The organism is Pantoea sp. UYEF8, assembly GCF_040546285.1.
GTDB lineage: Bacteria > Pseudomonadota > Gammaproteobacteria > Enterobacterales > Enterobacteriaceae > Pantoea > Pantoea brenneri.
In genome coordinates this window covers 197,273-221,975 of record NZ_JBEPNM010000003.1, presented here as the reverse complement: position 1 = coordinate 221,975, position 24,703 = coordinate 197,273, and the positions used below count along the sequence as shown (strand labels likewise).

The following is a 24,703-nucleotide window of genomic DNA, read 5'->3' as shown; positions in this document are numbered from 1 at the left end:
GTCATGATGCAATATGCCCTGGGACCGGTGCTCTGGTACTGGCCAACCGAAACACTGGAAAACTTTTATCAGCAGGCAGCCCGCAGCAGTGCGGATATCATCTACCTCGGCGAAGCGGTGTGCAGCAAACGACGCGCCACCAGTTATGCCGACTGGATGACGCTGGCCCGCGAACTGGCTGCCAGTGGCAAACAGGTCGTGCTTAGCACCCTGGCGCTGCTGCAATCGCCGTCGGAACTGAAAGAACTGAAGCGCTACGTTGAAAATGGCGAGTTTCTGATCGAAGCCAATGATATCGGCACGGTGAATATGGCCGCCGAGCGCCATCTGCCGTTTGTTGCCGGGCCGACGCTGAATGTCTATAACGCCGAGACGCTGCAGCTGCTGGTAAAAGAAGGCATGACGCGCTGGTGCATGCCGGTTGAGATGTCGCGCGACTGGCTACTGCAGTTGCTGCAACAGTGCGAAGAACGGGGTATCCGGCAGCAGTTTCAGGTCGAAGTGCTGGGCTATGGCCATCTGCCGCTGGCGTTATCTGCGCGCTGCTTTACCGCGCGTTCAGAAAACCGTGCCAAAGACGCCTGTGAAACCTGCTGCATCAAGTATCCTGAAGGTCGTCGCGTGCTGTCGCAGGAAGGTCAGCAGGTATTCGTGCTTAACGGTATTCAGACCATGAGCGGCTACTGCTATAACCTCGGCAACGATTTGCCAGGCATGCATCGCTGGGTCGACTGCGTGCGGCTCTCGCCGCAGGATAGTGGAACCCTGGCGGAGATCGATCGCTTCCGCGCCAATGAAAACGGTCAGGCACCGCTGATGGTGGCGAAAGGCAACGATTGTAATGGCTACTGGCGCAAACTGGCGGGCATGACGCTGGCATCCTGAGTAAAAGCACATACCGGCTATATTCCTGCTGAGGTTAGCAGTTTTAATATAAGGAATGATGCGTAATACTAAAAGGTGCAGAATCTGACGTCTGCGCCATATAACGGGAGTAGCCATGTCTGAGAAAAAACCTCTTCGTCTGTCCGTACTGGATCTGGCGCCGATCCCCCAGGGCGCGACCGCACGTGAGGCGTTCCACACGTCGCTGGCGCTGGCGCGTCAGGCTGAAAAGCTGGGCTACCAGCGCTACTGGCTGGCTGAACATCACAACATGACCGGCATTGCCAGTGCCGCTACCTCGGTGCTGATTGGTTATCTGGCGGCGAATACCGACACGCTACAGCTCGGCTCCGGCGGCATTATGCTGCCTAACCATGCGCCGCTGGTGATTGCCGAGCAGTTTGGCACCCTGGCCTCGCTGTATCCCGGCCGTATTGATTTAGGCCTGGGCCGCGCGCCCGGTTCCGATCAGCGTACGATGATGGCGCTGCGTCGACATCTCTCCAGCATGCACGCCGATACGTTTCCGGATGATGTCGCTGAACTGATCGGCTGGTTCGATGCCGAACCGGGCGAACAGCCGGCGGTACAACCGGTGCCCGGTCTGGGGCTGAAAATTCCGGTCTGGCTGCTTGGTTCCAGCCTCTACAGCGCCCAGCTGTCAGCCAAATTGGGTCTGCCGTTCGCCTTTGCTTCGCATTTCGCGCCCGACCAGCTGTTCCAGGCGCTGCACGTCTACCGTGAAAACTTCCAGCCGTCGGCGCGTCTTGAAAAACCTTACGCCATGGTCTGTATCAACGTGGTGGCTGCCGACAGCGAACGTGATGCGCGCTTCCTGTTTACCTCGCAGCAACAGCAGTTTATTAACCTGCGCCGCGGTAAGCCTGGCCCGTTACCCGCACCGGTTGAGAACATGGATAATCTCTGGTCGCCGTCAGAACAGTATGGCGTGCAGCAGGCCTTGAGCATGTCGCTGGTCGGCGATAGCGACAAAGTGCGTCACGGTCTGGCTTCGCTGATGCGCGAAACTCAGGCTGACGAGATCATGGTCAACGGCCAGATTTTCGATACCGAGGCGCGTCTGCGTTCATTCGCCATTGCGATGGAAGCGGCCCGCAGTCTGTAATTCTGCCGGCGGTGGGGGCAAGCCATCGGCACCCACCGCCAGCTGCCGACTGTCACGCGCCGGCGATCGGCCATAAAAGCGGCTGTACTCCCGGCTGAACTGCGAAGCGCTCTGATACCCTACCCGATAGCCCGCCGTCCCTGCATCCAGCTTTTCCACCCGCATCAGGCGTCTCGCCTCATTCAGCCGTAGCTGCTTCTGGTATTGCATCGGCGTCATCGCCGTCACCGCTTTGAAGTGATGATGCAGCGACGAGACGCTCATCCCGACGTTGCTGGCGAGCTGATCAATTTTCAGCGGTCGGTGGAAGTTTTCCCTTAGCCAGCGCGCCGCCTGCGCCACCCGGTTGCCGGGGCGCTCTGCCAGCGCCATATTCAGAATGCGCGGTCCTTCCGGCCCGGTCAGCAGTCGATAGAAAATCTCCTGTTCAATCAACGGCGCCAGCGCGGCGATATCCTGCGGATGATCGAGCAAGCGCACCAGCCGTATCACCGCATCGACCAGCAGCGGTGACATCTTATGCACCGTAATGCCCCGCTCGCTGCGTGCCTGCGACAGCGGCAGCACGGGCGGAAACTGCTCGAGGTAACGCATTAACCGGGTTTCATTGATGGTGATGCCGATACCCAGATTGGGCTTTTCCGGCGTGGCAACGGTGACGCAGCCGCGGACCGGCATATCCAGCGTCACTAATAGCAAATCACCCGGCCCGTAATGCAGGATCTCATCCCCGATATGCAGCGCTTTACCGCCCTGCGCCACCAGCGCAAAGCTGGCCCATTGGGCAATGTGCACCGGCTCGCTGGGGGCTGAACTACGGCCAAAAAACAGACAATCTATGGCGCTGGTGTGCCGGCCATCACTCGGCGCGTGACGATCGATCAGCTGCGCCAGCGCTTGCCACTCAGGGGCTTCTGTCATCACTCCTCCCGTCTCCGTCCGCTCTGTATTCAGATGCGGCAGATCTTAACGTAAGTTAATCACGACACCCGCCTTGCCCGGTCATCTTTGCAGGATCGTGCAAAAAGCTTGCAGGATTGCGCTACCCACATCCGGCACCAGCGCGCATAGTCTACCGACGCAATCATTACGACAGAGAACAATATTATGAAAGCTCTGGAAAACAAAATAGCGCTGGTGACGGGCGCGTCAAAAGGTATTGGCGCGGCGATTGCCATCGCTTTTGCCACCGCTGGCGCGCGCGTGGTGGTCAACTATCGCCAGGACGAGCCGGGTGCGGCCGATGTGGTGAGCGATATTCTGTCGCTGGGCAGCGAAGCGGTGGCGGTACAGGCGGATATCTCACAACCTCACGAGGTTGAGCGGCTGTTTGCCACCACCGTGGCGGAGTTCGGGGCACCGGATATCGTGGTCAATAATGCCGGCAGTTTCCATCACGGTGACTTTGCAGCCCTGACGCTGGAGGTAATGCGCCAGCAGATCGACGTTAATCTGCTCGGCACCATGCTGGTGTGTCAGCAGGCGATTCACCACTTTCCGCCGCACGGTGGCAGCATCATTAACCTTAGCGCCCTCAACAGCAAAAACAGTACTCCTGGCTCGGTGCTGTGGGCCGCCACCAAAGGGGCGATTGATACCCTGACCCAGGGTCTGGCACGGGAGCTGGGGGCAAAAAATATTCGGGTCAATGCATTAGCGCCGGGGATGATCCTGACCGAGGGTTTGCTGGCAGCCAAGAAGATCAGCCCGCAGCTCAAGGCGCAACTGCTGGCGGCTACACCGCTGGGACGGTTTGGACTGCCGGAAGATGTCGCCCAGGTGGCGCTGTTTCTCGCCTCTGAGGAGTCAGCCTACGTCAGCGGCGAGCGCGTGATGATCAGCGGCGGCGCCTGACAGGCATAAAAAAAGGGAAGCCCGAAGGCTTCCCTTTTTATCACGACTTAACGACTGTTATGCGTCACGACGACGTGGTGCTGCGGCAGCGCCATCTTCACGACGTGGACCACGACCACCTTCACGGTTGAAGCTACGTCCGCCTTCACGACCACCTTCACGGCGTTCAGAAGAGAAGCGACGACCACCTTCACGGTTTGCGCCCGCGCCTGCACCAGCAGGACCACGACGCTCACCACCGGCTGGACGACGATCGCCACGGCCTTCGTTCGGCTGTGCATCACCCAGCAGCTGCATATTCATCGGTTTGTTCAGAATACGCGTACGGGTGAAGTGCTGCAGCACATCGCCTGGCATGCCTTTCGGCAGCTCGATGGTTGAGTGAGTGCCGAACAGCTTGATGTTACCAATGTAACGGCTGCTGATGTCGCCTTCGTTAGCAATCGCACCAACAATGTGACGAACTTCAACACCATCATCGCGACCCACTTCGATGCGATACAGCTGCATTTCGCCAACGTCACGACGCTCGCGACGTGGACGGTCGCCATCACGGCTTTCACGTGGACCACGTGAGTCACGCGCTTCGCGGCTGTCACGACGGCCATCACGCTCATCACGATCGCGGAATTCGCGACGTGCCGGACGCGGTGCTTCTGGTGGCAGAATCAGAGGACGTTCGCCCTGTGCCATCTTCAGCAGTGCAGCTGCCAGTGTTTCCAGATCCATCTCTTCTTCTGGCTGCATCTTAGCCAGCAGCGCACGGTACTGATCCAGATCGCTGCTTTCCAGCTGCTGCTGGACTTTAGCCGCAAATTTAGCCAGACGACGCTGACCCAGCAGTTCTGCGTTTGGCAGCTCTACTTCAGGAATAGTCAGCTTCATCGTACGTTCGATGTTGCGCAGCAGACGACGCTCGCGGTTCTCAACGAACAGCAGGGCGCGACCGGCACGGCCCGCACGACCGGTACGGCCGATACGGTGAACGTAAGATTCTGCGTCCATCGGAATGTCGTAGTTCACCACCAGGCTGATACGCTCAACGTCAAGGCCACGGGCCGCAACGTCAGTCGCGATCAGGATGTCAAGACGACCATCTTTCAGGCGCTCCAGCGTCTGCTCACGCAGAGCCTGGTTCATATCACCGTTCAGCGCGGCGCTGTTATAGCCACTACGTTCCAGCGCTTCTGCCACTTCCATGGTTGCGTTTTTGGTACGCACGAAGATGATGGCAGCATCAAAGTCTTCAGCTTCAAGGAAGCGAACCAGTGCGTCTGTTTTACGACCGTAAGCGGTCCAGTAGCTCTGGCTGATATCAGGACGTGTGGTCAGGCTTGACTGAATACGCACTTCCTGTGGATCTTTCATGAAGCGTTTGGTGATGCGACGAATCGCTTCCGGCATGGTTGCAGAGAACAGCGCGGTCTGATGATCGGCTGGAATTTGCGCCATGATGGTTTCAACGTCTTCGATGAAGCCCATGCGCAGCATTTCATCTGCTTCATCCAGCACCAGGCCACGCAGGTTAGAAAGGTCTAACGTGCCGCGTTTCAGGTGGTCAAGCAGACGGCCAGGCGTACCCACAACAACCTGTGGTCCCTGACGCAGTGCGCGCAGCTGCACGTCATAACGCTGGCCGCCGTACAGGGCAACCACGTTCAGGCCACGCATATGTTTAGAGAATTCGGTAACTGCTTCAGCAACCTGTACCGCCAGTTCGCGGGTCGGTGCCAGCACCAGGATTTGTGGCGCTTTAACAGTAGGATCAATGTTGTGTAACAGCGGCAGAGAGAACGCCGCGGTTTTACCACTCCCGGTCTGCGCCATGCCTAACACGTCACGGCCCGCCAGCAGGTGAGGAATACACTCAGCCTGGATTGGGGATGGCTTAACGTAGCCCATGCCATTCAGTGATTCAAGGATGTCGGCGTTCAGGCCAAGGTCAGCAAAAGTGGTTTGAATATCAGTCATGTAGTACACGTGCCTCTTAGATTGCGGCGGCCAGTCTACATAACTCGTCGTGAAAACTTTCAGTCATTTTCATCAAAAAGTGTGAACCGGCTCAAATTAGAAGTTTTGACGAACAGAAAAGCCCTCATCCCTGAAGATGATGACTTGACAGGTTTTACAGGCAATTAAAGTTCGTCAGCTATTGCTGGTCAGATTCTGATAAATCGTCTTGTGCCTGGCCGAGTTGCGCCAGTTCCAACAATGCGTATCGGTGTTCAACAAAGTTATTGACGTTGTTGGCCACCGCCAGTTTGAACAACGCTTTCGCGTCGTCCTTCTCCCCCAGACTTAGGTAGTACTTACCTAAATAGAAGTTGGTTTCACTGAGATGTTCAGCGAGCGAGGTGTTATCCGTTGCGTCCGCCTGGAGACTTTCCATCAACGACTTTTCGCTGATGTCACCCAGGTAGAACTCGACAATATTCCATCCCCATTGGTCTCTGACCGCTTTGTCGTGACGCTGTTGAAGCGCGACTTTTGCCTTGTCGACATCCATCTCACGTTCAACGAGATAGAGCCACAGACTGCGGAAAGGATCGTTAGGATCGTCTTGATAAAACGCCAGCAGATCATCTTGCGCTAACTTGTATCGACCGCCGTAATAGAGGGCGATACCACGGTTTAAATGCGCATAGTTGTAAGTTGGATCAAGCTCAAGTACAGAATCAAACGCTTCATAGGCGGCATCAAAGTTGCCCGCCTGCGTTAAATATATGCCTAAGTAGTTAAACACTTCTGGCATATCTGGTCTTATAGACAGCGCTTGCGAAAAATCGTTCCGCGCTAATGCCCGCAGACCTAAACTATCATACAACACTCCGCGCTCATATAACAGCTGTGCGCGTTCATCATCGGTGAGGGCACGACTGGCAAGAATTTGTTCCATGCGCGCCAGAATCACTTCCTGCTGCAGTGTGGGCTGTAAAGGTACTGCAAGAACTTCGTTCTTACGCCAATTGGAGTTGCTGCATCCTGCCAGCGTCAAAGCTGTCGCAACAAAACACCAGCGCAGAAAAGGCTTCATTTCCCACTCCCGAATACAAACATTGGGATAACCATCCTGTCATCCGCCTGCTGTGCACAAGGATTCCCGCCCTCGCGATGACACAAACGCCCCTCCCTGCCAGGCAAGGAGGGGCAAATCAGCAACGACTTATTCAGCGTCAGGTGTGCTCACCGCTGCAGCTTCTTCAGTCTGCGGCTTAGATTCTGTCGCTTCTTTAATGCTCAGACGAACGCGGCCCTGGCGATCAACTTCCATCACCTTAACCGGAACTTCCTGACCCATCTGCAGATAGTCGGTCACTTTCTCAACGCGCTTATCGGCGATTTGAGAAATGTGCACCAGACCTTCTTTACCACCGCCGATAGCGACGAAGGCGCCGAAGTCAACGATGCGGGTCACTTTACCACTGTAAATGCGGCCCACTTCGATCTCTGCGGTGATCTCTTCGATACGACGAATCGCTTCTTTCGCTTTCAGACCATCGGTCGCGGCAATTTTCACCGTGCCATCATCTTCGATTTCAATCGTGGTGCCAGTCTCTTCGGTCAGTGCACGAATCACTGAGCCGCCTTTACCGATCACATCTTTGATCTTATCAGAGCTGATTTTGATGGTGTAAATGCGCGGTGCGAATTCAGAAATCTCAGTACGCGGGGTGCTGATAGCCTGTTCCATGACGCCCAGAATGTGCAGACGCGCACCCTTGGCCTGGTTCAGCGCTTCCTGCATGATTTCACGCGTGATGCCTTCGATTTTGATGTCCATCTGCAGCGCGGTGATACCTTCACGGCTACCAGCTACTTTGAAGTCCATGTCGCCCAGGTGATCTTCGTCGCCCAGGATGTCAGACAGAACAACAAACTTCTCGTTTTCTTTCACCAGACCCATCGCGATACCGGCAACAGCAGCCTTGATCGGTACGCCTGCATCCATCAGTGCCAGTGAGGCACCACAGACAGAAGCCATTGATGAAGAACCGTTAGATTCGGTGATTTCCGACACTACACGGACGGTGTACGGGAATTCTTCCGCTTTTGGCATCACGGCCAACACGCCGCGCTTCGCCAGACGACCGTGACCAATTTCACGACGCTTAGGCGAACCGACCATGCCGGTTTCACCGACAGAGTACGGAGGGAAGTTGTAGTGGAACAGGAAGCTGTCGGTACGTTCGCCCATCAGCTCATCCAGATTCTGCGCATCGCGGGTGGTACCCAGCGTCGCGGTTACCAGCGCCTGCGTTTCACCACGGGTGAACAGCGAAGAACCGTGAGTACGTGGCAGCACGCCAGTACGCACATCCAGACCACGGATCATGTCTTTCTCACGACCATCGATGCGCGGTTCGCCGTTCAGAATGCGGGTACGAACCACATTCTTTTCAAGGCTGTGAACGATATCGCCAATTTCAGCGCTATCCAGCGTTTCATCTTCAGCCAGCAGCGCAGCGATGGTTTCATCTTTGATCACGCCAACCTGGGTGTAACGTTCCTGCTTATCAGTGATGCGGTAAGCATCGCTGATGCGCGCTTCAGCCAGCGCAGCCACGCGAGAAATCAGCGCGGTGTTTGCGGCTTCTGGCTGCCAGTCCCAGCGAGGTTTGCCCGCTTCGGCGACCAGCGCGTTAATGTTTTCGATCACAACCTGCTGCTGATCGTGGCCAAATACCACCGCACCCAGCATCTGCTCTTCTGACAGGATCTCAGCTTCAGATTCCACCATCAGAACGGCATTCTGCGTACCGGCAACCACCAGATCCAGACGAGACTGTTTCAGCTCATCGGCCGTTGGGTTCAGCACGTATTGATCGTTGATGTAGCCGACGCGCGCGGAGCCAATTGGGCCGTTGAATGGCAGGCCAGAAAGAGCCAGCGCAGCAGAAGCACCAATCATTGCCACGATGTCCGGGTGAACCTGTGGGTTCACGGAAACCACGGTCGCAATGACCTGGACTTCGTTAACAAAGCCTTCCGGGAACAGCGGACGAATCGGGCGGTCAATCAGACGCGCAATCAGGGTTTCGCCTTCGCTTGGGCGTCCTTCACGACGGAAGAAGCTGCCTGGGATACGACCAGCAGCGTAGGTACGCTCCTGATAGTTAACGGTCAGAGGGAAAAAGTCCTGACCTGGTTTCGCTTTTTTCTGGCCGACAACGGTAACGAATACCGCGGTATCGTCCATGCTCACCATCACAGCGGCAGTCGCCTGGCGAGCCATCATGCCGGTTTCCAGCGTTACGGTATGTTGACCATATTGGAATTTGCGTACGATCGGATTCAGCAAAATCAAAGTCCTTAACTTCGGGGCACGGCTATCTGTAGCCTGCCATTGATTACCGATCTTTAGTTGCATCCCTCGCGACTAATGACAACCCTTAACCGCCCCTGCGGTAAAGCCTCTCATTAGCCGCGCGAAACTCTGCAAACAAAGATCACACTAAGCAACAATACATGAGTTTGGTCCGGATTGCTGCCGATTGCTCGAAAAAAGGGGCCATAAAGGCCCCCTTTTCGCGAAACTCGCACAAATCCGATCGCAGGTCACGTACGGTGCAAAAACGCTGCATGACGCGCCGACGACCCGATTTTTCAGACTTAGCGACGCAGACCGAGGCTTTCGATCAGGCTGCTGTAGCGTGCAACGTCTTTACGCTTCAGGTAGTCCAGCAGCTTACGACGCTGAGATACCATGCGCAGCAGACCGCGGCGGCTGTGGTGGTCTTTTTTGTGCTCAGAGAAGTGACCCTGCAGATGAGTAATCTGCGCAGTCAACAGGGCAACCTGAACTTCGGTTGAACCGCTGTCGTTAGCACCACGGCCATATTTAGCAACGATCTCTGCTTTAGCTTCTACGCTTAGAGACATAATAAACTCCAGTAAAAAATGAATGTATGGGTGCCGATCTCTAATTCAGCATCCCGCTTTAAAGCCGCGCTATTCTACTCTTCGCCCGATAGCAACGCAATTGCGCTATCAGCGAAAAAACATCACGCCACTTAATCCTGATACTCAACCACTAAACGCCGGGGCGCCACGCGGCCATCGTCGGCGATTTCCGCCATGCCGATAAATTTACGCGCCTCGCCTTCGGTGACCCGGACCAGTCCCTGCGCCGGCACGTTGCTGGCCTGCACGGGCTGTCCCTGTTTGAAGTACGCCGCCGCGGTAGACAACAAATTCACTTCAGGGAAATCCGCAGCGGGACTGTCCATCGGCAGCAGCAGCGGATCGAGCTGGGTTTCCAGCGGAAGACCGGCTTCGGTCGCGGCAGTCAGCAAACCATTGAGCTGTTCCAGCGTGACCATGCGCTCATACGGGTAGCGTGCAACCTGCACCCGACGCAGCATGATAACGTGCGCACCACAGCCGAGCTTTTCGCCCAGATCATCGATGATAGTGCGGATATAGGTCCCTTTGGAGCAGTGGATTTCCAGCTCCAGTTCATCACCTTCCCAGCGAATAAATTGCAATTCGTAGACGGTGATCGGACGCGGCTCGCGCGCAATCTCAATGCCCTGACGCGCATATTCATACAGCGGTCGGCCCTGATGCTTTAACGCAGAAAACATCGACGGCACCTGCAGCGTTTCGCCGCGGAAGCTGTCCAGTGCCGCATCCAGTTCTGCCTGACTGAAGCTCACCGGGCGCGTCTGCACCACGTTGCCATCGGCATCGGAGGTATCAGTGCGCTCCCCGAGGCGAGCAATCACCCGATAACGCTTATCGGAGTCCAGCAGATACTGTGAAAACTTCGTCGCTTCACCCAGGCAAATCGGCAGCATGCCGGTCGCCAGCGGATCAAGCGCGCCGGTGTGTCCTGCGCGGTTGGCGTTAAAAATACGCTTCACTTTCTGCAGCACATCATTCGACGAGACGCCTTGTGGCTTATCCAGCAACAACACGCCATGGACGTCGCGACCGCGACGACGCGGACGACTCATTACGCCTCCTCGTCTTCACCGGTGGCGTCAGGGCCACGGCGCTCAGCATCGTTTTTCACGACGCTGCTGACGAGGTTAGACATGCGCATCCCTTCGATCAACGAGTTGTCGTAGAAGAAGGTCAGCTCCGGCACGATACGCAGGCGCATCGCTTTGCCGAGCAGAATACGGATATAACCTGAGGCTTCTTTCAGCGCTTTCAGGCCATTTTTTACCGCTTCTTCATCTTTATCATTCAGGAAGGTCACGAACACTTTGGCGTAAGCCAGATCACGTGAGACTTCAACACCGGAGACGGTGACCATCATGCCAAGACGCGGATCTTTAATCTCGCGCTGCAGGATCATCGCAATCTCTTTTTGCAGCTCTTGTGAAACGCGCTGCGGGCGACCAAATTCTTTCGCCATCATTATTTCTCCCAAATAATTCGGGAGGCCAGTGGCCTCCCAAATTGCATCACATCAGCAGTGACTTACGCGATGGTGCGTTTAACTTCAATCACTTCAAAGACTTCAATCATATCGCCGACACGGACGTCATTGTAGTTTTTCACGCCGATACCGCACTCCATGCCGTTACGCACTTCGTTGACGTCATCTTTAAAGCGACGCAGAGATTCCAGCTCGCCTTCGTAAATCACCACGTTGTCACGCAGGACGCGGATTGGATTGTGACGTTTGATGTTGCCTTCGGTCACCATACAACCTGCCACTGCACCGAATTTCGGTGATTTGAACACGTCGCGGACTTCAGCCAGACCAATGATCTGCTGTTTGTATTCCGGAGCCAGCATACCACTCATCGCCGCTTTCACTTCGTCAATCAGGTTATAGATGACGGAGTAGTAGCGCAGATCCAGGCTTTCTGCATCGATGACGCGACGCGCAGAGGCATCGGCACGGACGTTGAAGCCAAGGATGATGGCGTTAGAGGCCGCAGCCAGCGTCGCATCGGTTTCGGTGATCCCGCCCACGCCTGAACCGACAATCTTCACCTTCACTTCGTCGGTGGAGAGTTTCAGCAGGGAGTCGGAGATCGCTTCCACAGAACCCTGAACGTCCGCTTTCAGCACGATGTTCAGTTCAGACACTTCGCCTTCGGTCATGTTAGCAAACATGTTCTCCAGCTTAGATTTCTGCTGGCGAGCCAGTTTAACTTCGCGGAATTTGCCCTGACGATAAAGTGCCACTTCACGCGCTTTCTTCTCGTCACGGACCACGGTCGCTTCATCACCGGCAGCCGGCACACCGGACAGACCCAGAATCTCAACCGGGATAGACGGACCCGCTTCTGTTACTTCGCGACCCAGTTCGTCACGCATTGCACGAACGCGGCCATATTCGAAGCCACACAGCACGATGTCGCCTTTGTTCAGCGTACCTTCACGTACCAGCACGGTTGCAACCGGACCACGACCTTTATCGAGGAACGATTCGATTACCACGCCGCTCGCCATACCTTCACGGATAGCGGTCAGTTCCAGCACTTCCGCCTGCAGCAGGATAGCGTTAAGCAGATCGTCAATGCCGGTACCCGCTTTCGCAGACACGTTGACGAACATGTTTTCGCCGCCCCACTCTTCCGGAATGATACCGTACTGAGTCAGTTCGTTTTTAACGCGATCCGGATCGGCTTCTGGCTTATCGCACTTGTTCACCGCAACCACAACCGGCACTTTGGCCGCTTTGGCGTGCTGAATAGCTTCGACAGTCTGTGGCATCACGCCATCGTCTGCTGCTACCACCAGGATAACGATGTCAGTCGCCTGCGCACCACGTGCACGCATTGCGGTAAACGCGGCGTGGCCTGGGGTGTCGAGGAAGGTGACCATGCCGTTATCGGTTTCAACGTGGTATGCACCGATGTGCTGAGTAATGCCGCCCGCTTCGCCAGAGGCGATTTTGGTGGAGCGGATGTAGTCCAGCAGTGAGGTTTTACCGTGGTCGACGTGGCCCATGATGGTCACAACCGGTGCGCGAGATTCCTGCGCTGCATCGGTATCACGATCGTCCATTACCGCTTCTTCCAGCTCGTTTTCACGACGCAGGGTCACTTTGTGGCCCATCTCTTCGGCAACGAGTTGTGCAGTTTCCTGGTCGATAACCTGGTTGATGGTCGCCATGGCGCCCATCTTCATCATCGCTTTGATGACCAGAGAACCTTTCACCGCCATTTTGTTAGCCAGTTCGGCTACGGTAATGGTTTCACCAATCACAACATCGCGGTTAACCGCCTGGGCTGGCTTGTTAAAGCCCTGCTGCAAGGCGCTTGGTTTGCGATGCTTACCGCCTTTACCACCACGAATCTGCGCACGCGCTTCTTCACGGTCAGTTTTGGCTTCAGAATGTTTGTTGCCTTTTTTCGCCGGACGCGCAGCTTTAGCAGTAGTACGCGCACGCGCACGACCCGCTTCAACCTGACGGTCATTTTCGTCTTCAGCCTGACGGGCATGGGTCGAAGTGGTGACGTGATAGTCGCCTTTATCCTCTTCTTCCGGTTTTTCCCATTCAGCTGACTTCTCTTCGGCCAGACGGCGGGCTTCTTCTGCTACGAGGCGGGCAGCCTCTTCAAGCTTACGGCGGGCTTCTTCTTCAGCTTTACGCTTCAGTTCGGCAGCTTCAGCTTCGCGACGGGCTTTATCGGACTGCGCAGCCTTGGTCACTTCGTCGGTAGGTTGATTTGTCACTTTCTCATTTTCCGCTGCTGCACGTTTGGCCTTGTCAGCGGCTTCGCGCTTGGCTTTCTCTTCGGCTTCACGTTGCGCTTTCTGTTCAGCTTCGCGACGGGCTTTTTCTTCAGCCTCGCGTTGCGCCTGCTCTTCCGCTTCACGCTGCGCCTCGGCTTCTGCTTCGGCCTGAGCTTGCTCAGACTCTGCATCACCTTTCACGTATGTGCGCTTTTTGCGGACTTCGATTTGCACCGACTTACTTTTACCCCCGGTGCCTGGAATATTCAAGGTGCTGCGCGTTTTACGCTGCAGCGTCAGCTTAGCTGAACCGACCTGACCGTGCTCACGATTCAGGTGAGACAATAAGGTTTCTTTCTCGTGCTGGGTCACTGCGTCATTTTCAGACTTAGGGATCCCCGCATCAGCAAATTGCTGTACCAGGCGATCGACCGGAGTCTGAATTTCTGCGGCCAGCGATTTTACGGTTACATCTGTCATGCTGTTCCTTCCTGTTATTACGCGTCATCGCCGAACCAGCAGATATTACGGGCGGCCATAATCAGCGCGCCGGCTTGCTCATCAGACATGCCTTCAATATCCGTCAGATCGTCAACACCTTGCTCAGCGAGATCTTCCAGCGTGCAAACGCCTTTCGACGCCAGGCGGAAAGCCAGAGCACGATCCAGACCTTCAAGATTCAGAAGATCCTCAGCGGGCTGCTGGTTACCAAGGCTCTCTTCTTTCGCCAGTGCCAGGGTGGTTAACGCATTTTTTGCTCGTTCACGCAGGGCTTCAATGGTCTCTTCGTCGAGGCCGTCAATTTCCAACAGCTCGTTGATTGGCACGTATGCCAGTTCTTCCAGCGAAGAGAAGCCCTCTTCCACCAGTACGGTGGCGAACTCTTCGTCGATGTCGAGATGTTTGGTGAACATATCGATTGCTGCGTGTGCTTCAGCCTGATGTTTGGCCTGCAGATCATCGACGGTCATTACGTTCAGCTCCCAGCCACTCAGCTGTGAAGCGAGACGCACGTTTTGGCCGTTACGGCCGATCGCCTGAGCCAGATTGCCAGCTTCTACAGCGATATCCATGGTGTGGTTATCTTCATCAACCACGATTGACGCCACATCAGCCGGAGCCATGGCGTTGATAACAAACTGCGCCGGGTTGTCGTCCCACAGCACGATATCGATACGCTCGCCGCCCAGTTCACTGGAAACCGCCTGAACACGCGCGCCACGCATGCCCACACAGGCACCCACCGGATCGATACGTTTGTCGTTGGTCTTGACTGCAATTTTAGCGCGCGAGCCCGGATCACGAGCAGCGGCTTTAATTTCAATCACTTCTTCGCCAATTTCTGGCACTTCAATGCGGAACAGTTCAATCAGCATTTCCGGTTTGGAACGCGTCACGAACAGCTGCGCGCCACGTGCTTCCGGGCGAACGGAGTAGAGCACGCCACGAATACGGTCGCCTGGGCGGAAGTTTTCACGCGGCAGCATATCTTCACGCAGGATAACCGCTTCGGCATTGCTGCCTAAATCGAGAGAAATATTGTCGCGGTTAACTTTCTTCACCACGCCAGTAATAATTTCGCCTTCCTGCTCACGGAACTGATCAACCACCATCGCGCGCTCAGCTTCGCGCACTTTTTGCACGATAACCTGCTTAGCGGTCTGGGTGGTGATACGGTCAAAGGTGACCGATTCAATCTGATCTTCGACATATTCGCCCAGATTGAATGCTTCATCTTCGAAGCGGGCCGCATCCAGCGTGATCTCGCGCGTCGGCTGCGTCACCTCTTCTACGATTTCCCAACGGCGGAAAGTATCGAAATCGCCACTTCGGCGATCAATGCTGACGCGTACGTCAATTTCTTGCTCGTACTTTTTCTTGGTCGCAGTCGCCAGCGCGCTCTCCAGCGCTTCGAAGATTTTCTCACGCGGCAGGGCTTTTTCGTTAGAAACGGCTTCTACAACAGCTAAGATCTCTTTGTTCATCCTGGTTAGCCTCAATCCGGACTTTTAAAAGTGGGGGACCAGGTTCGCTTTCTGAATATTACTCAGCGCGAACACTTCATCGTTACCCTCAACGTTCACCGTGATCATCTCGCCATCAACGGACTTGATGATACCCTGCCATTTACGGCGGTTCTGAACGGCCATACGCAGCACCAGACTCACTTCATCGCCCATAAAACGGACATAGTGTTCTGCAGTGAACAGAGGACGATCGAGTCCCGGTGAGGAGACTTCTAGGTTGTAAGGCACGGTAATGGGATCTTCGACATCCATTACGGCACTTACCTGGTGGCTGACATCGGCGCAATCATCGACATTGATGCCATCTTCACTATCAATATAGATGCGCAGGGTTGATGTGCGACCACGAACGAATTCAATTCCAACCAGTTCGTAGCCCAGCGCTTCTACCGGAGCCGATACCAACTCTGTCAATTTTTGCTCTAATGTGGACAAGCCCACCCCCAAGACATAAAAAAAGGGCCTATAGCCCAGTATTACGATTCGCTAATAACAAAAAACCCCGAATATTCGGGGCTTTTAATCACTGGACCCTGTACGCCGCAATGCGGCTCGGACTCCATCCAAAGAATTTTCTTTCAAAAATGAGCCGTGAATGCGTCCGTCGATGCACACAGTATATTTGAAAAAGAACTCAAAGGGAAAGTGGTTGCGGGGGCCGGATTTGAACCGACGACCTTCGGGTTATGAGCCCGACGAGCTACCAGGCTGCTCCACCCCGCGTCCGAAAACGTGGCGAATAATACGCCAAACCTGCATAAAATGCAAGTAATACTAAGATTTGGTACCGAGGACGGGACTTGAACCCGTAAGCCCAATCGGGCACTACCACCTCAAGGTAGCGTGTCTACCAATTCCACCACCACGGCACTACACTGACCACAACGATTCGTTGTGTTGACGAACTTACTTAGGAATATCGCTGCCCGGCGTGGCCGGTTGAGCTGGCTTTTCAGTCTGTTGAGAAGACTGCGCCGGCGCAGAAAGATTTTCCCACTCGCTTCCTTTCGAGGCTTTATTACTGTTCAGGTTACCGAGAACCAGGCTGATGATGAAGAACAGTGCCGCTAAGATGCCGGTTGTACGTGTCATGAAATTACCTGAACCCGTAGAACCAAACAGCGTACCGGATGCGCCTGCACCGAATGAGGCTCCCATATCAGCGCCTTTGCCTTGCTGCAGCATGATCATACCCACGAGGGCGATAGCTACAATAAGGAAAACAACTAAAAGAGCTTCGTACATATTCAACCTGTTCCTTGCACGATAATCGTACAGTTAAAGCTTCAACCAGTATTGATGGGGAGTCTCGTCATCACCCATCAGAAGCGGGTGTGAATACTAACCAAAGGCGGATACCTCTGCAAGCGCAATTTTCATCACCCAAACTAATTGCAGAAAAAAACGCCATCACGGTGATTTTACAGGCGGTTCGGTAACCTGCGAACCGCCTGTCAGCCGATTAAAACGCCTTTACCTGATCGGCGATGCGGTTTGCCAGCTCGGTTACCTGCGCCTCATTCTCGCCTTCCACCATCACCCGAATCAACGGCTCGGTGCCCGACTTGCGCAGCAACACCCGCCCCCGGCCGGCCAGCGCTTTTTCCACCTCTGCCGTCACGGTTTTCACCGCGTCGCTCTGTAACGGATCGTGCTCACCGGTAAAGCGGACGTTGACCAGTACCTGAGGCAGCATTTTCATGCCGCTGCACAGATCGTGCAGGCTCATGTGGTTGCGCACCATTGCAGTAAGTACTTGCAAACTTGCCACGATGCCGTCACCGGTGGTGGTTTTATCCAGCAGGATCACATGGCCTGAGTTCTCTGCCCCCAGACGCCAGCCCTTCTCCTGCATCTTCTCCAGCACGTAGCGGTCACCCACTTTTGCCCGGGCAAACGGAATACCGAGCTGCTTAAGCGCCAGCTCCAGGCCCATATTGCTCATCAGCGTGCCGACTACGCCGCCGCGCAACTGGCCCTGACGCAGCCCTTCGCGCGCAATGATGTAGAGAATCTGGTCGCCATCCACCTTTTCGCCCAGATGGTCAATCATCATGATGCGATCGCCGTCGCCATCGTAGGCCAGACCGATATCCGCTTTCTCCGCCAGCACCCGCTGTTGCAGCATCTTCAGATCGGTAGCGCCACACTCTTTGTTGATGTTCATCCCATCCGGCTGGGTGGCAATGGCAATCACCGTAGCGCCCAGTTCACGCAATACATTCGGTGCAATGTGGTAGGTGGCCCCGTTAGCGCAGTCGACCACGATTTTCAGGCCGTTAAGGTTGAGCTCGCTTGGGAAGGTGCCCTTGCAGAATTCGATGTAACGTCCGGCGGCATCAACAATACGGCTGGCACGGCCCAGTAAGGCGGATTCAACACAGGTAATCGGTTTTTCCATCTCCAGTTCGATCGCTTCTTCAACGTCGTCCGGCAATTTGGTGCCTTCGGATGAGAAGAATTTGATACCGTTATCGTCGAACGGGTTATGCGACGCCGAAATCACAATCCCCGCTTCGGCGCGGAATGTACGGGTCAGGTAAGCGATGGCCGGGGTCGGCATCGGTCCGGTAAAGGCGGCGGTCAGGCCCGCGGCTGCCAGACCGGCTTCTAAGGCTGACTCCAGCATATAGCCGGAGATGCGGGTGTCCTTACCGATAATGATCTTTTTCGAACCGTGACGCGCCAGCACTTTCCCTGCGGCCCAGCCCAGCTTCAGGACGAAATCAGGGGTGATTGGCGCTTCACCGACTTTGCCACGAATGCCATCTGTACCGAAATATTTACGATTACTCATGATTATCCTTTTGCTCTTCGGGTCGCTTCGACCACGCGCATCGCTTCGGCCGTCTCTTTGACATCATGGGCGCGAATAATCTGTGCACCCTGCATCGCGGCGATGACCGCACAGCTCAGGCTGCCGGTTAAACGCTGTGACGGACCGACATTCAACAACTGACCTATCATCGATTTGCGCGACATGCCCACCAGCAGTGGCAGGCCGAAATGGTGAAAATCGCTGAGATGAGCCAGCAGTTCATAGTTGTGGCTAAGATTTTTACCGAAACCGAAGCCCGGGTCGAGTATCAGCCGCTCTTTTTTGATTCCCGCCGCTTCGCAACGCGCGATCTGCTGCGCGAAGTAAGTGTCCACTTCGTGCAGGATGTTTTCATAGTGTGGCGCCTGCTGCATGGTACGTGGTTCGCCCTGCATATGCATTAAACAGACCGGCAGGCCGGTCGCTGCCGCCGCTTCCAGCGCACCTGGCTCTGAGAGCGAGCGCACATCGTTGATGATGTGAGCGCCCACTCGCGCTGATTCCCGGATCACTTCGGCTTTAGAGGTATCGACCGAAATCCAGACCTCAAAACGCTGGGCAATCGCTTCGACCACCGGGATGACCCGCTCCAGCTCCTGCTCGACGCTGACCTCATCGGCCCCCGGACGGGTCGATTCACCGCCGACATCGATAATGGTCGCGCCAGCATTGACCATCTCATTGGTGTGGGTGAGCGCATCGACCAGCGCGTTATGCTTACCGCCATCGGAAAAGGAGTCGGGCGTGACATTCAAAATACCCATCACATGGGGAAATGATAAATCGAGATGGGAATCACCGGCGAACAACTTCATGGCGAATCACTCCTTGCTGATCAATATCTGGATGTAAAAAACCCCGGACCAGCCGGGGTTTTGTCTGACGAGGTGACGTCTTATTTATCGAACTGTTCTGACATGGTGTTGCCTGGGTTTGGCGTACGCGGTTCATCGACCGGACGCGGCGCCTTTGGCGTGCCGTTGCTGTCAGAGTTGCTGCTGCCTGGATCTTCCCAGCCGGCTGGCGGACGCACTTCGCGGCGCGCCATCAGGTCGTCGATCTGCGGTGCATCAATGGTTTCATACTTCATCAGCGCGTCTTTCATCGCGTGAAGGATGTCCATGTTCTCACCCAGAATGCGGCGAGCACGCTGGTAGTTGCTGTCGATCAGGTGTTTAACTTCCTGGTCGATAATGCGGGCTGTTTCATCGGACATATGTTTCGCTTTCGCGACTGAACGTCCGAGGAACACTTCACCCTCTTCTTCGGCATACAGCAGTGGACCCAGTTTTTCTGAGAAGCCCCACTGCGTCACCATGTTACGTGCCAGGTTGGTCGCGACTTTAATGTCATTCGACGCACCGGTAGAAACATGTTCAGCACCGTAGATGATCTCTTCTGCCAGGCGGCCGCCGTACAGCGTTGAAATCTGACTTTCCAGTTTCTGACGGCTGGCGCTGATCGCGTCGCCTTCAGGCAGGAAGAAGGTCACACCCAGCGCACGGCCGCGCGGAATGATGGTCACTTTGTGCACTGGATCGTGCTCAGGCACCAGACGACCAATGATCGCGTGACCCGCTTCGTGATAGGCGGTTGACTCTTTCTGCGCTTCCGTCATCACCATGGAGCGACGTTCCGCACCCATCATGATTTTGTCTTTCGCTTTCTCAAACTCAACCATCGACACTACACGCTTGTTCGAACGGGCAGCAAACAGCGCCGCTTCGTTGACAAGGTTAGCCAGGTCGGCACCGGAGAAGCCAGGCGTACCGCGCGCAATGATTGCCGCGTCAATATCGGTCGCCAGCGGAACACGGCGCATATGCACTTTCAGAATCTGCTCACGGCCACGCACGTCTGGCAAGCCCACCACCACCTGACGGTCGAAGCGGCCTGGACGCAGCAGCGCCGGGTCAAGCACGTCAGGACGGTTAGTCGCGGCGATAACGATAATACCTTCGTTACCTTCGAAACCATCCATCTCAACCAGCATCTGGTTCAGTGTCTGCTCACGTTCATCATGACCACCGCCTAAACCCGCGCCACGCTGACGGCCCACCGCATCGATTTCATCGATGAAGATGATGCACGGTGCCGCTTTTTTGGCCTGTTCGAACATGTCACGCACACGAGATGCACCGACACCAACAAACATTTCAACGAAGTCAGAACCGGAGATGGTAAAGAAAGGCACTTTTGCTTCACCGGCAATCGCTTTCGCCAGCAAGGTTTTACCGGTACCCGGAGGACCGACCATCAGCACGCCTTTCGGAATCTTACCGCCCAGCTTCTGGAAGCGGCTCGGTTCACGCAGATATTCCACCAGCTCGGCGACTTCCTCTTTCGCTTCGTCACACCCGGCAACGTCGGCGAAAGTGGTTTTAATCTGGTCTTCCGTCAGCATGCGGGCTTTACTCTTGCCGAAGGACATCGCGCCCTTGCCGCCGCCGCCCTGCATCTGGCGCATAAAGAAGATCCACACCCCGATCAGCAGCAGCATCGGGAACCACGAGATGAAGATCGACGCCAGCAGGCTTGGCTCTTCCGGTGGTTCGCCAACCACTTTGACGTTTTTGGTCAAGAGGTTATCGAGCAACTTGGGATCATTGACAGGAATGTAGGTGGTGTATTTATTGCTGTCTTTTTTAATAACGTTAATTTCACGCCCGTTAATACGTGCCTCGCGGACCTGATCCTGGTTCACTTCCGACAGGAAGGTTGAATAATCAACCCTACGGCCATTCGACTCGCTGGGCCCAAAGCTCTGGAATACTGACATCAGCACGACCGCGATGACTAACCAGAGAATCAGGTTTTTCGCCATGTCACTCAAGGGATTAACCTCATATTACAACGGTGTTAACAGATAGCGTAGGGTACTATAGATCCTTCATACATGGAATCGCAGCAAAACTGCGGACTACTCCAGCAATTTGGTTATAGTTTGCGCCCAGTCGCCACAATGTACACTTCACGTGAACGTGACCGTGAAGCGTCCGGCTTACGAATTTTCACTTTCGTAAACAGGGAGCGAATTTCCCGCAGGTATTCATCGAAGCCATCTCCCTGAAACACTTTCACTACAAAACTGCCGCCGGGTGCCAGGATATCCCGACACATTTCCAGCGCCAGTTCGACTAAATACATCGACCGGGGAATATCTACGGCAGGTGTACCACTCATATTCGGTGCCATATCGGACATGACAACCTGAACTTTCTGATCGCCAACGCGCTCAAGCAGCGCATTGATCACCGATTCTTCACGAAAATCACCCTGAAGGAAATCGACACCGACAATCGGATCCATAGGCAGGATATCACAGGCAATAACGCGCCCTTTGTTCCCAATTTGCTGTACGACATATTGTGACCAGCCACCGGGTGCAGCACCCAGATCTACCACGGTCATGCCGGGTTTGAAAAGCTTGTCACCCTGTTGTATTTCATCAAGTTTAAACCAGGCGCGCGAACGCAACCCTTTTTTCTGCGCCTGAAGCACATATTTATCGCTAAAGTGTTCCTGGAGCCAGCGGCTGGAGCTGGCCGAACGCTTTTTACCCGTCATAATATTTCCAACTAAATCGTCATCGTAGCGATAAACCTGCACGCAATGGGTTGCGTCGATTTGGTGATATACCCGAGATGGCGGTAGAATGAACCGTTTTCAATCCCTGAGTAAGTAAAAAACTACGATGAATCTAAGTACCAAACAAAAACAGCACCTCAAGGGCCTCGCCCATCCGCTCAAGCCGGTGGTTATGCTGGGTGGCAATGGCCTGACTGAAGGCGTGCTGGCCGAAATCGAGCAGGCTCTGTCGCATCACGAACTGATTAAGGTGAAAATTGCCTCAGAAGATCGTGAAACAAAGCAGCTGATCGTTGAGGCGATCGTGCGTGAAACCGGTGCCAGCAACGTACAGGTGATCGGCAAAACGCTGGTGCTGTATCGCCCGTCTAAAGAGAGCAAGATTTCTCTGCCACGTTAAGTGGGCAAAGAAAGTGCCATGCTCTTACCTCAGATAAAAGGCCGCAATGCGGCCTTTTTCCTTTCTTTACATTGTGCTTTAACGCATTTCAAAGCGTAGCAACATCTTAAAGGTATTCCACCTTCAGGATTTCATATTCAACATCGCCGCCAGGGGTTTTGATAATCGCCACATCATCTGCCTCTTTACCCACCAGGCCACGCGCCATCGGTGAATTTACAGAAATCAGATTTTGCTTAAAGTCAGCTTCGTCATCACCCACGATACGATAGGTCGACTCTTCGTCGGTATCGATGTTCAGTACGGTTACCGTCGCGCCAAAAATGACCCGGCCGGTTTTGGGCATCTGGGTGACGTCAATCACCTGGGCATTGGAGAGTTTGGCTTCAATCTCCTGTATGCGGCCCTCACAAAAACCCTGCTCTTCACGTGCGGCATGATATTCCGCATTCTCTTTCAGGTCGCCATGCTCGCGGGCGTCAGCGATAGAGGCAATAATGCGCGGACGCTTCACGGTTTTCAGCTCGTTCAGCTCTTCGCGCAATCTTTCTGCGCCTCTTAACGTCATCGGAATCTGATTCATTTAAGCTCCTCGTCATCTATCCTGTTTAACGGTGTCATCCTGACCGGTGACTGCAGAAAAAAGCGTTCTGCGACGCATTAGCCGGTTTTGCAAACAAAAGAATCCTGACCCGGACAGTATTCCAGGCCAGAAAAGGGTTTTGCAATTTGATACGTATTTTACCCCAGAGTTCCCTGCGGGTCATCGTTTACTTTCCACCACCCAGCGACGTAGTATTGACGGCTTCACCTGCCAGTTACCGCGAGATTATGCGATTTTCACGACTTGTTACCGGATTAACCTGTGCATTTATGCTGCAGGCACAAGCAGCGCCAGTTGATGAATACATGCAGTATCTGCCAGACGGCGCCAATCTGGCGCTGATGGTGCAGAAAGTGGGTGCATCAACGCCGATCATTGATTACCACGGAAAACAGATGGCGTTGCCCGCCAGTACCATGAAGGTAGTGACGGCGCTGGCGGCATTACTGGAACTGGGCGGAGACTACCGTTTTCAGACCACCTTTGAGACCAAAGGCGCGCTGGTTGATGGCACGCTGAACGGCGATTTAGTGGCACGTTTTGCCGGCGATCCCACCTTAAGCCGGCAGGATCTGCGCAACATGGTGGCAGCGTTAAAGAAGCAGGGCATCACCCATATCAAAGGCAATCTGGTGATTGATACCTCGGTGTTTGCCAGTCATGACATGGCACCGGGCTGGCCGTGGAACGACCTGACCCAGTGCTTCAGCGCCCCGCCGGGTGCGGCGATCGTCGACAAAAACTGTTTCTCCGTTTCGCTCTACAGTGCTAACACGCCGGGCGAGAATGCATTTGTGCGTATCGCCTCCTATTACCCGGCGCATATGTACAGCCAGGTGCGCACCATCGGCCGCAACAGCGGCGAAGGGCAATATTGCGAACTGGACGTGGTGCCGGGCGAACTGAACCGTTACACCCTGACCGGCTGCATGCGTCAACGTGCCGAACCGCTGCCGCTGGCGTTTGCGGTTCAGGATGACGCCGCCTGGGCTGGCGAGATTCTGAAAGCGGAGCTGCGTGCCGCGGATATCGATTACAGCGGGCATCTGGTGCGTCAGTCTCTGGTCACCGAGCCTGGCACGGTACTGGCCTCAACCCAGTCGGCACCGCTGCATACGCTGCTGCATACCATGCTGAAGAAGTCTGACAACATGATTGCCGACACGGTGTTTCGCACCATTGGCCATCATTACTTCAACGTGCCGGGAACCTTCCGCGCCGGTCAGGATGCGGTTCGCCGGATCCTGAAAGCCAAAGCCAATATCGACATGGGCAACAGCATTCAGGTCGACGGTTCCGGCCTGTCGCGTCATGACCTGATTTCGCCGCAAACCATGATGCAGGTACTGCAGTACATTGCGAAGAATGACAGCACGCTGGACTACATCTCGATGCTGCCGCTGGCTGGTTATGACGGCACGCTGCAGTACCGTGGCGGGCTGCATGAGGCGGGACTGGATGGCAAAGTGTCGGCAAAAACCGGCTCACTGCAGGGGGTCTACAACCTGGCGGGCTTTATCACCACCTCGAGTGGTGCCCGGGTCGCCTTTGTGCAGTTCCTCTCCGGCTATGCGGTTCCACCGGAAGATCAGCGTACCCGCCGTATTCCGCTGGTGCGTTTTGAGAGTCGGCTCTACCGGGATATTAACCAGAACAACTGATTAAGCAGCGAAAAAAAACGCAGCAGGCGATCAACCTGCTGCGTTTGTTAATAAAGTCTGGCCCCGTCAGCGATGAGACCGAGCCTGCACTGGAAACA

Annotated in this window: 22 protein-coding genes and 2 tRNA genes; 5 read left to right on the top strand and 19 right to left on the bottom strand. The window is 55.0% G+C overall.

Annotated features, from left to right (window positions below):
- Positions 1-6 precede the first annotated feature (6 nt).
- Positions 7-885: a U32 family peptidase gene (locus ABIB18_RS07360; RefSeq protein ID WP_031375402.1), complete on the top strand. Its 879-nt coding sequence runs from the start codon at positions 7-9 to the stop codon at positions 883-885.
- 115 nt (positions 886-1,000) lie between these two features.
- On the top strand, positions 1,001-2,011 hold the full coding sequence (locus tag ABIB18_RS07355) for a luciferase-like monooxygenase (RefSeq protein ID WP_312055270.1): 1,011 nt from the start codon (positions 1,001-1,003) through the stop codon (positions 2,009-2,011).
- On the opposite strand, the gene ABIB18_RS07350 is transcribed toward ABIB18_RS07355, so the two are convergent.
- On the bottom strand, positions 1,973-2,932 hold the full coding sequence (locus ABIB18_RS07350; protein ID WP_046289158.1) for an AraC family transcriptional regulator: 960 nt from the start codon (positions 2,930-2,932) through the stop codon (positions 1,973-1,975). The two genes, ABIB18_RS07355 and ABIB18_RS07350, sit on opposite strands and share 39 nt — an antisense overlap.
- A 186-nt stretch (positions 2,933-3,118) precedes the next feature.
- Between ABIB18_RS07350 and ABIB18_RS07345 the strand changes: the two genes are divergently transcribed.
- Positions 3,119-3,865 carry an SDR family NAD(P)-dependent oxidoreductase gene (locus tag ABIB18_RS07345; protein WP_031375405.1) on the top strand — a complete coding sequence of 249 codons (747 nt, stop codon included), beginning with the start codon at positions 3,119-3,121 and terminating at the stop codon, positions 3,863-3,865.
- Positions 3,866-3,922: 57 nt separating this feature from the next.
- On the opposite strand, the gene ABIB18_RS07340 is transcribed toward ABIB18_RS07345, so the two are convergent.
- The 17 genes from ABIB18_RS07340 to rlmE form a co-directional block, all read right to left on the bottom strand.
- Positions 3,923-5,836 (bottom strand): DEAD/DEAH family ATP-dependent RNA helicase, encoded by a 1,914-nt coding sequence (locus tag ABIB18_RS07340; RefSeq protein WP_031375406.1) that lies wholly within the window; start codon positions 5,834-5,836, stop codon positions 3,923-3,925.
- A gap of 16 nt (positions 5,837-5,852) precedes the next feature.
- On the bottom strand, positions 5,853-5,909 hold the full coding sequence (yrbN, locus tag ABIB18_RS07335; RefSeq protein ID WP_098053093.1) for a protein YrbN: 57 nt from the start codon (positions 5,907-5,909) through the stop codon (positions 5,853-5,855).
- Between the two features lie 105 nt (positions 5,910-6,014).
- Positions 6,015-6,899, bottom strand: coding sequence for a lipoprotein NlpI (gene nlpI, locus ABIB18_RS07330; protein WP_031375407.1), 885 nt, complete (start codon positions 6,897-6,899; stop codon positions 6,015-6,017).
- A gap of 129 nt (positions 6,900-7,028) precedes the next feature.
- On the bottom strand, positions 7,029-9,164 hold the full coding sequence (pnp, locus tag ABIB18_RS07325; RefSeq protein ID WP_069728795.1) for a polyribonucleotide nucleotidyltransferase: 2,136 nt from the start codon (positions 9,162-9,164) through the stop codon (positions 7,029-7,031).
- 311 nt (positions 9,165-9,475) lie between these two features.
- Positions 9,476-9,745, bottom strand: a complete 270-nt coding sequence (gene rpsO, locus ABIB18_RS07320; protein WP_003851063.1) for a 30S ribosomal protein S15 — start codon at positions 9,743-9,745, stop codon at positions 9,476-9,478.
- Positions 9,746-9,876: 131 nt separating this feature from the next.
- Positions 9,877-10,821, bottom strand: a complete 945-nt coding sequence (gene truB / locus ABIB18_RS07315; RefSeq protein ID WP_031375409.1) for a tRNA pseudouridine(55) synthase TruB — start codon at positions 10,819-10,821, stop codon at positions 9,877-9,879.
- Positions 10,821-11,228 (bottom strand): 30S ribosome-binding factor RbfA, encoded by a 408-nt coding sequence (rbfA, locus tag ABIB18_RS07310; protein WP_031375410.1) that lies wholly within the window; start codon positions 11,226-11,228, stop codon positions 10,821-10,823. The genes truB and rbfA overlap by 1 nt, the downstream gene beginning before the upstream one ends.
- Positions 11,229-11,293: 65 nt before the next feature.
- Positions 11,294-13,987: a translation initiation factor IF-2 gene (infB, locus tag ABIB18_RS07305; protein WP_031375411.1), complete on the bottom strand. Its 2,694-nt coding sequence runs from the start codon at positions 13,985-13,987 to the stop codon at positions 11,294-11,296.
- 17 nt (positions 13,988-14,004) lie between these two features.
- Complete coding sequence (gene nusA, locus ABIB18_RS07300) at positions 14,005-15,492, bottom strand: transcription termination factor NusA (protein WP_031375412.1); 1,488 nt, start codon at positions 15,490-15,492, stop codon at positions 14,005-14,007.
- Positions 15,493-15,516: 24 nt separating this feature from the next.
- Positions 15,517-15,969 (bottom strand): ribosome maturation factor RimP, encoded by a 453-nt coding sequence (rimP, locus tag ABIB18_RS07295; RefSeq protein ID WP_031375413.1) that lies wholly within the window; start codon positions 15,967-15,969, stop codon positions 15,517-15,519.
- Between the two features lie 211 nt (positions 15,970-16,180).
- Positions 16,181-16,257: transfer RNA gene (locus ABIB18_RS07290), tRNA-Met, on the bottom strand.
- A gap of 59 nt (positions 16,258-16,316) precedes the next feature.
- A tRNA-Leu gene (locus ABIB18_RS07285) sits at positions 16,317-16,403 on the bottom strand.
- Between the two features lie 37 nt (positions 16,404-16,440).
- Complete coding sequence (secG, locus tag ABIB18_RS07280) at positions 16,441-16,779, bottom strand: preprotein translocase subunit SecG (protein ID WP_031375414.1); 339 nt, start codon at positions 16,777-16,779, stop codon at positions 16,441-16,443.
- 217 nt (positions 16,780-16,996) lie between these two features.
- Complete coding sequence (glmM, locus tag ABIB18_RS07275; protein ID WP_031375415.1) at positions 16,997-18,331, bottom strand: phosphoglucosamine mutase; 1,335 nt, start codon at positions 18,329-18,331, stop codon at positions 16,997-16,999.
- A 2-nt stretch (positions 18,332-18,333) separates the two neighbouring features.
- Positions 18,334-19,167 (bottom strand): dihydropteroate synthase, encoded by an 834-nt coding sequence (gene folP / locus ABIB18_RS07270; RefSeq protein WP_031375416.1) that lies wholly within the window; start codon positions 19,165-19,167, stop codon positions 18,334-18,336.
- Positions 19,168-19,247: 80 nt separating this feature from the next.
- Entirely contained in the window at positions 19,248-21,176 is a 1,929-nt protein-coding gene (gene ftsH, locus ABIB18_RS07265; RefSeq protein ID WP_031375417.1) for an ATP-dependent zinc metalloprotease FtsH, read from the bottom strand.
- Between the two features lie 113 nt (positions 21,177-21,289).
- Positions 21,290-21,919 carry a 23S rRNA (uridine(2552)-2'-O)-methyltransferase RlmE gene (gene rlmE / locus ABIB18_RS07260; RefSeq protein WP_031375418.1) on the bottom strand — a complete coding sequence of 210 codons (630 nt, stop codon included), beginning with the start codon at positions 21,917-21,919 and terminating at the stop codon, positions 21,290-21,292.
- A gap of 127 nt (positions 21,920-22,046) precedes the next feature.
- Between rlmE and yhbY the strand changes: the two genes are divergently transcribed.
- Positions 22,047-22,340, top strand: coding sequence for a ribosome assembly RNA-binding protein YhbY (gene yhbY, locus ABIB18_RS07255; protein WP_010251809.1), 294 nt, complete (start codon positions 22,047-22,049; stop codon positions 22,338-22,340).
- A 106-nt stretch (positions 22,341-22,446) separates the two neighbouring features.
- On the opposite strand, the gene greA is transcribed toward yhbY, so the two are convergent.
- The gene (gene greA, locus ABIB18_RS07250) at positions 22,447-22,923 is read right to left on the bottom strand and encodes a transcription elongation factor GreA (protein ID WP_031375419.1); all 477 of its coding nucleotides are present in this window, start codon (positions 22,921-22,923) and stop codon (positions 22,447-22,449) included.
- A gap of 248 nt (positions 22,924-23,171) precedes the next feature.
- Here greA and dacB point away from each other — a divergent pair, with 248 nt between their 5' ends.
- Positions 23,172-24,605: a serine-type D-Ala-D-Ala carboxypeptidase gene (dacB, locus tag ABIB18_RS07245; RefSeq protein ID WP_031375420.1), complete on the top strand. Its 1,434-nt coding sequence runs from the start codon at positions 23,172-23,174 to the stop codon at positions 24,603-24,605.
- The last annotated feature ends 98 nt before the right edge of the window (positions 24,606-24,703 follow it).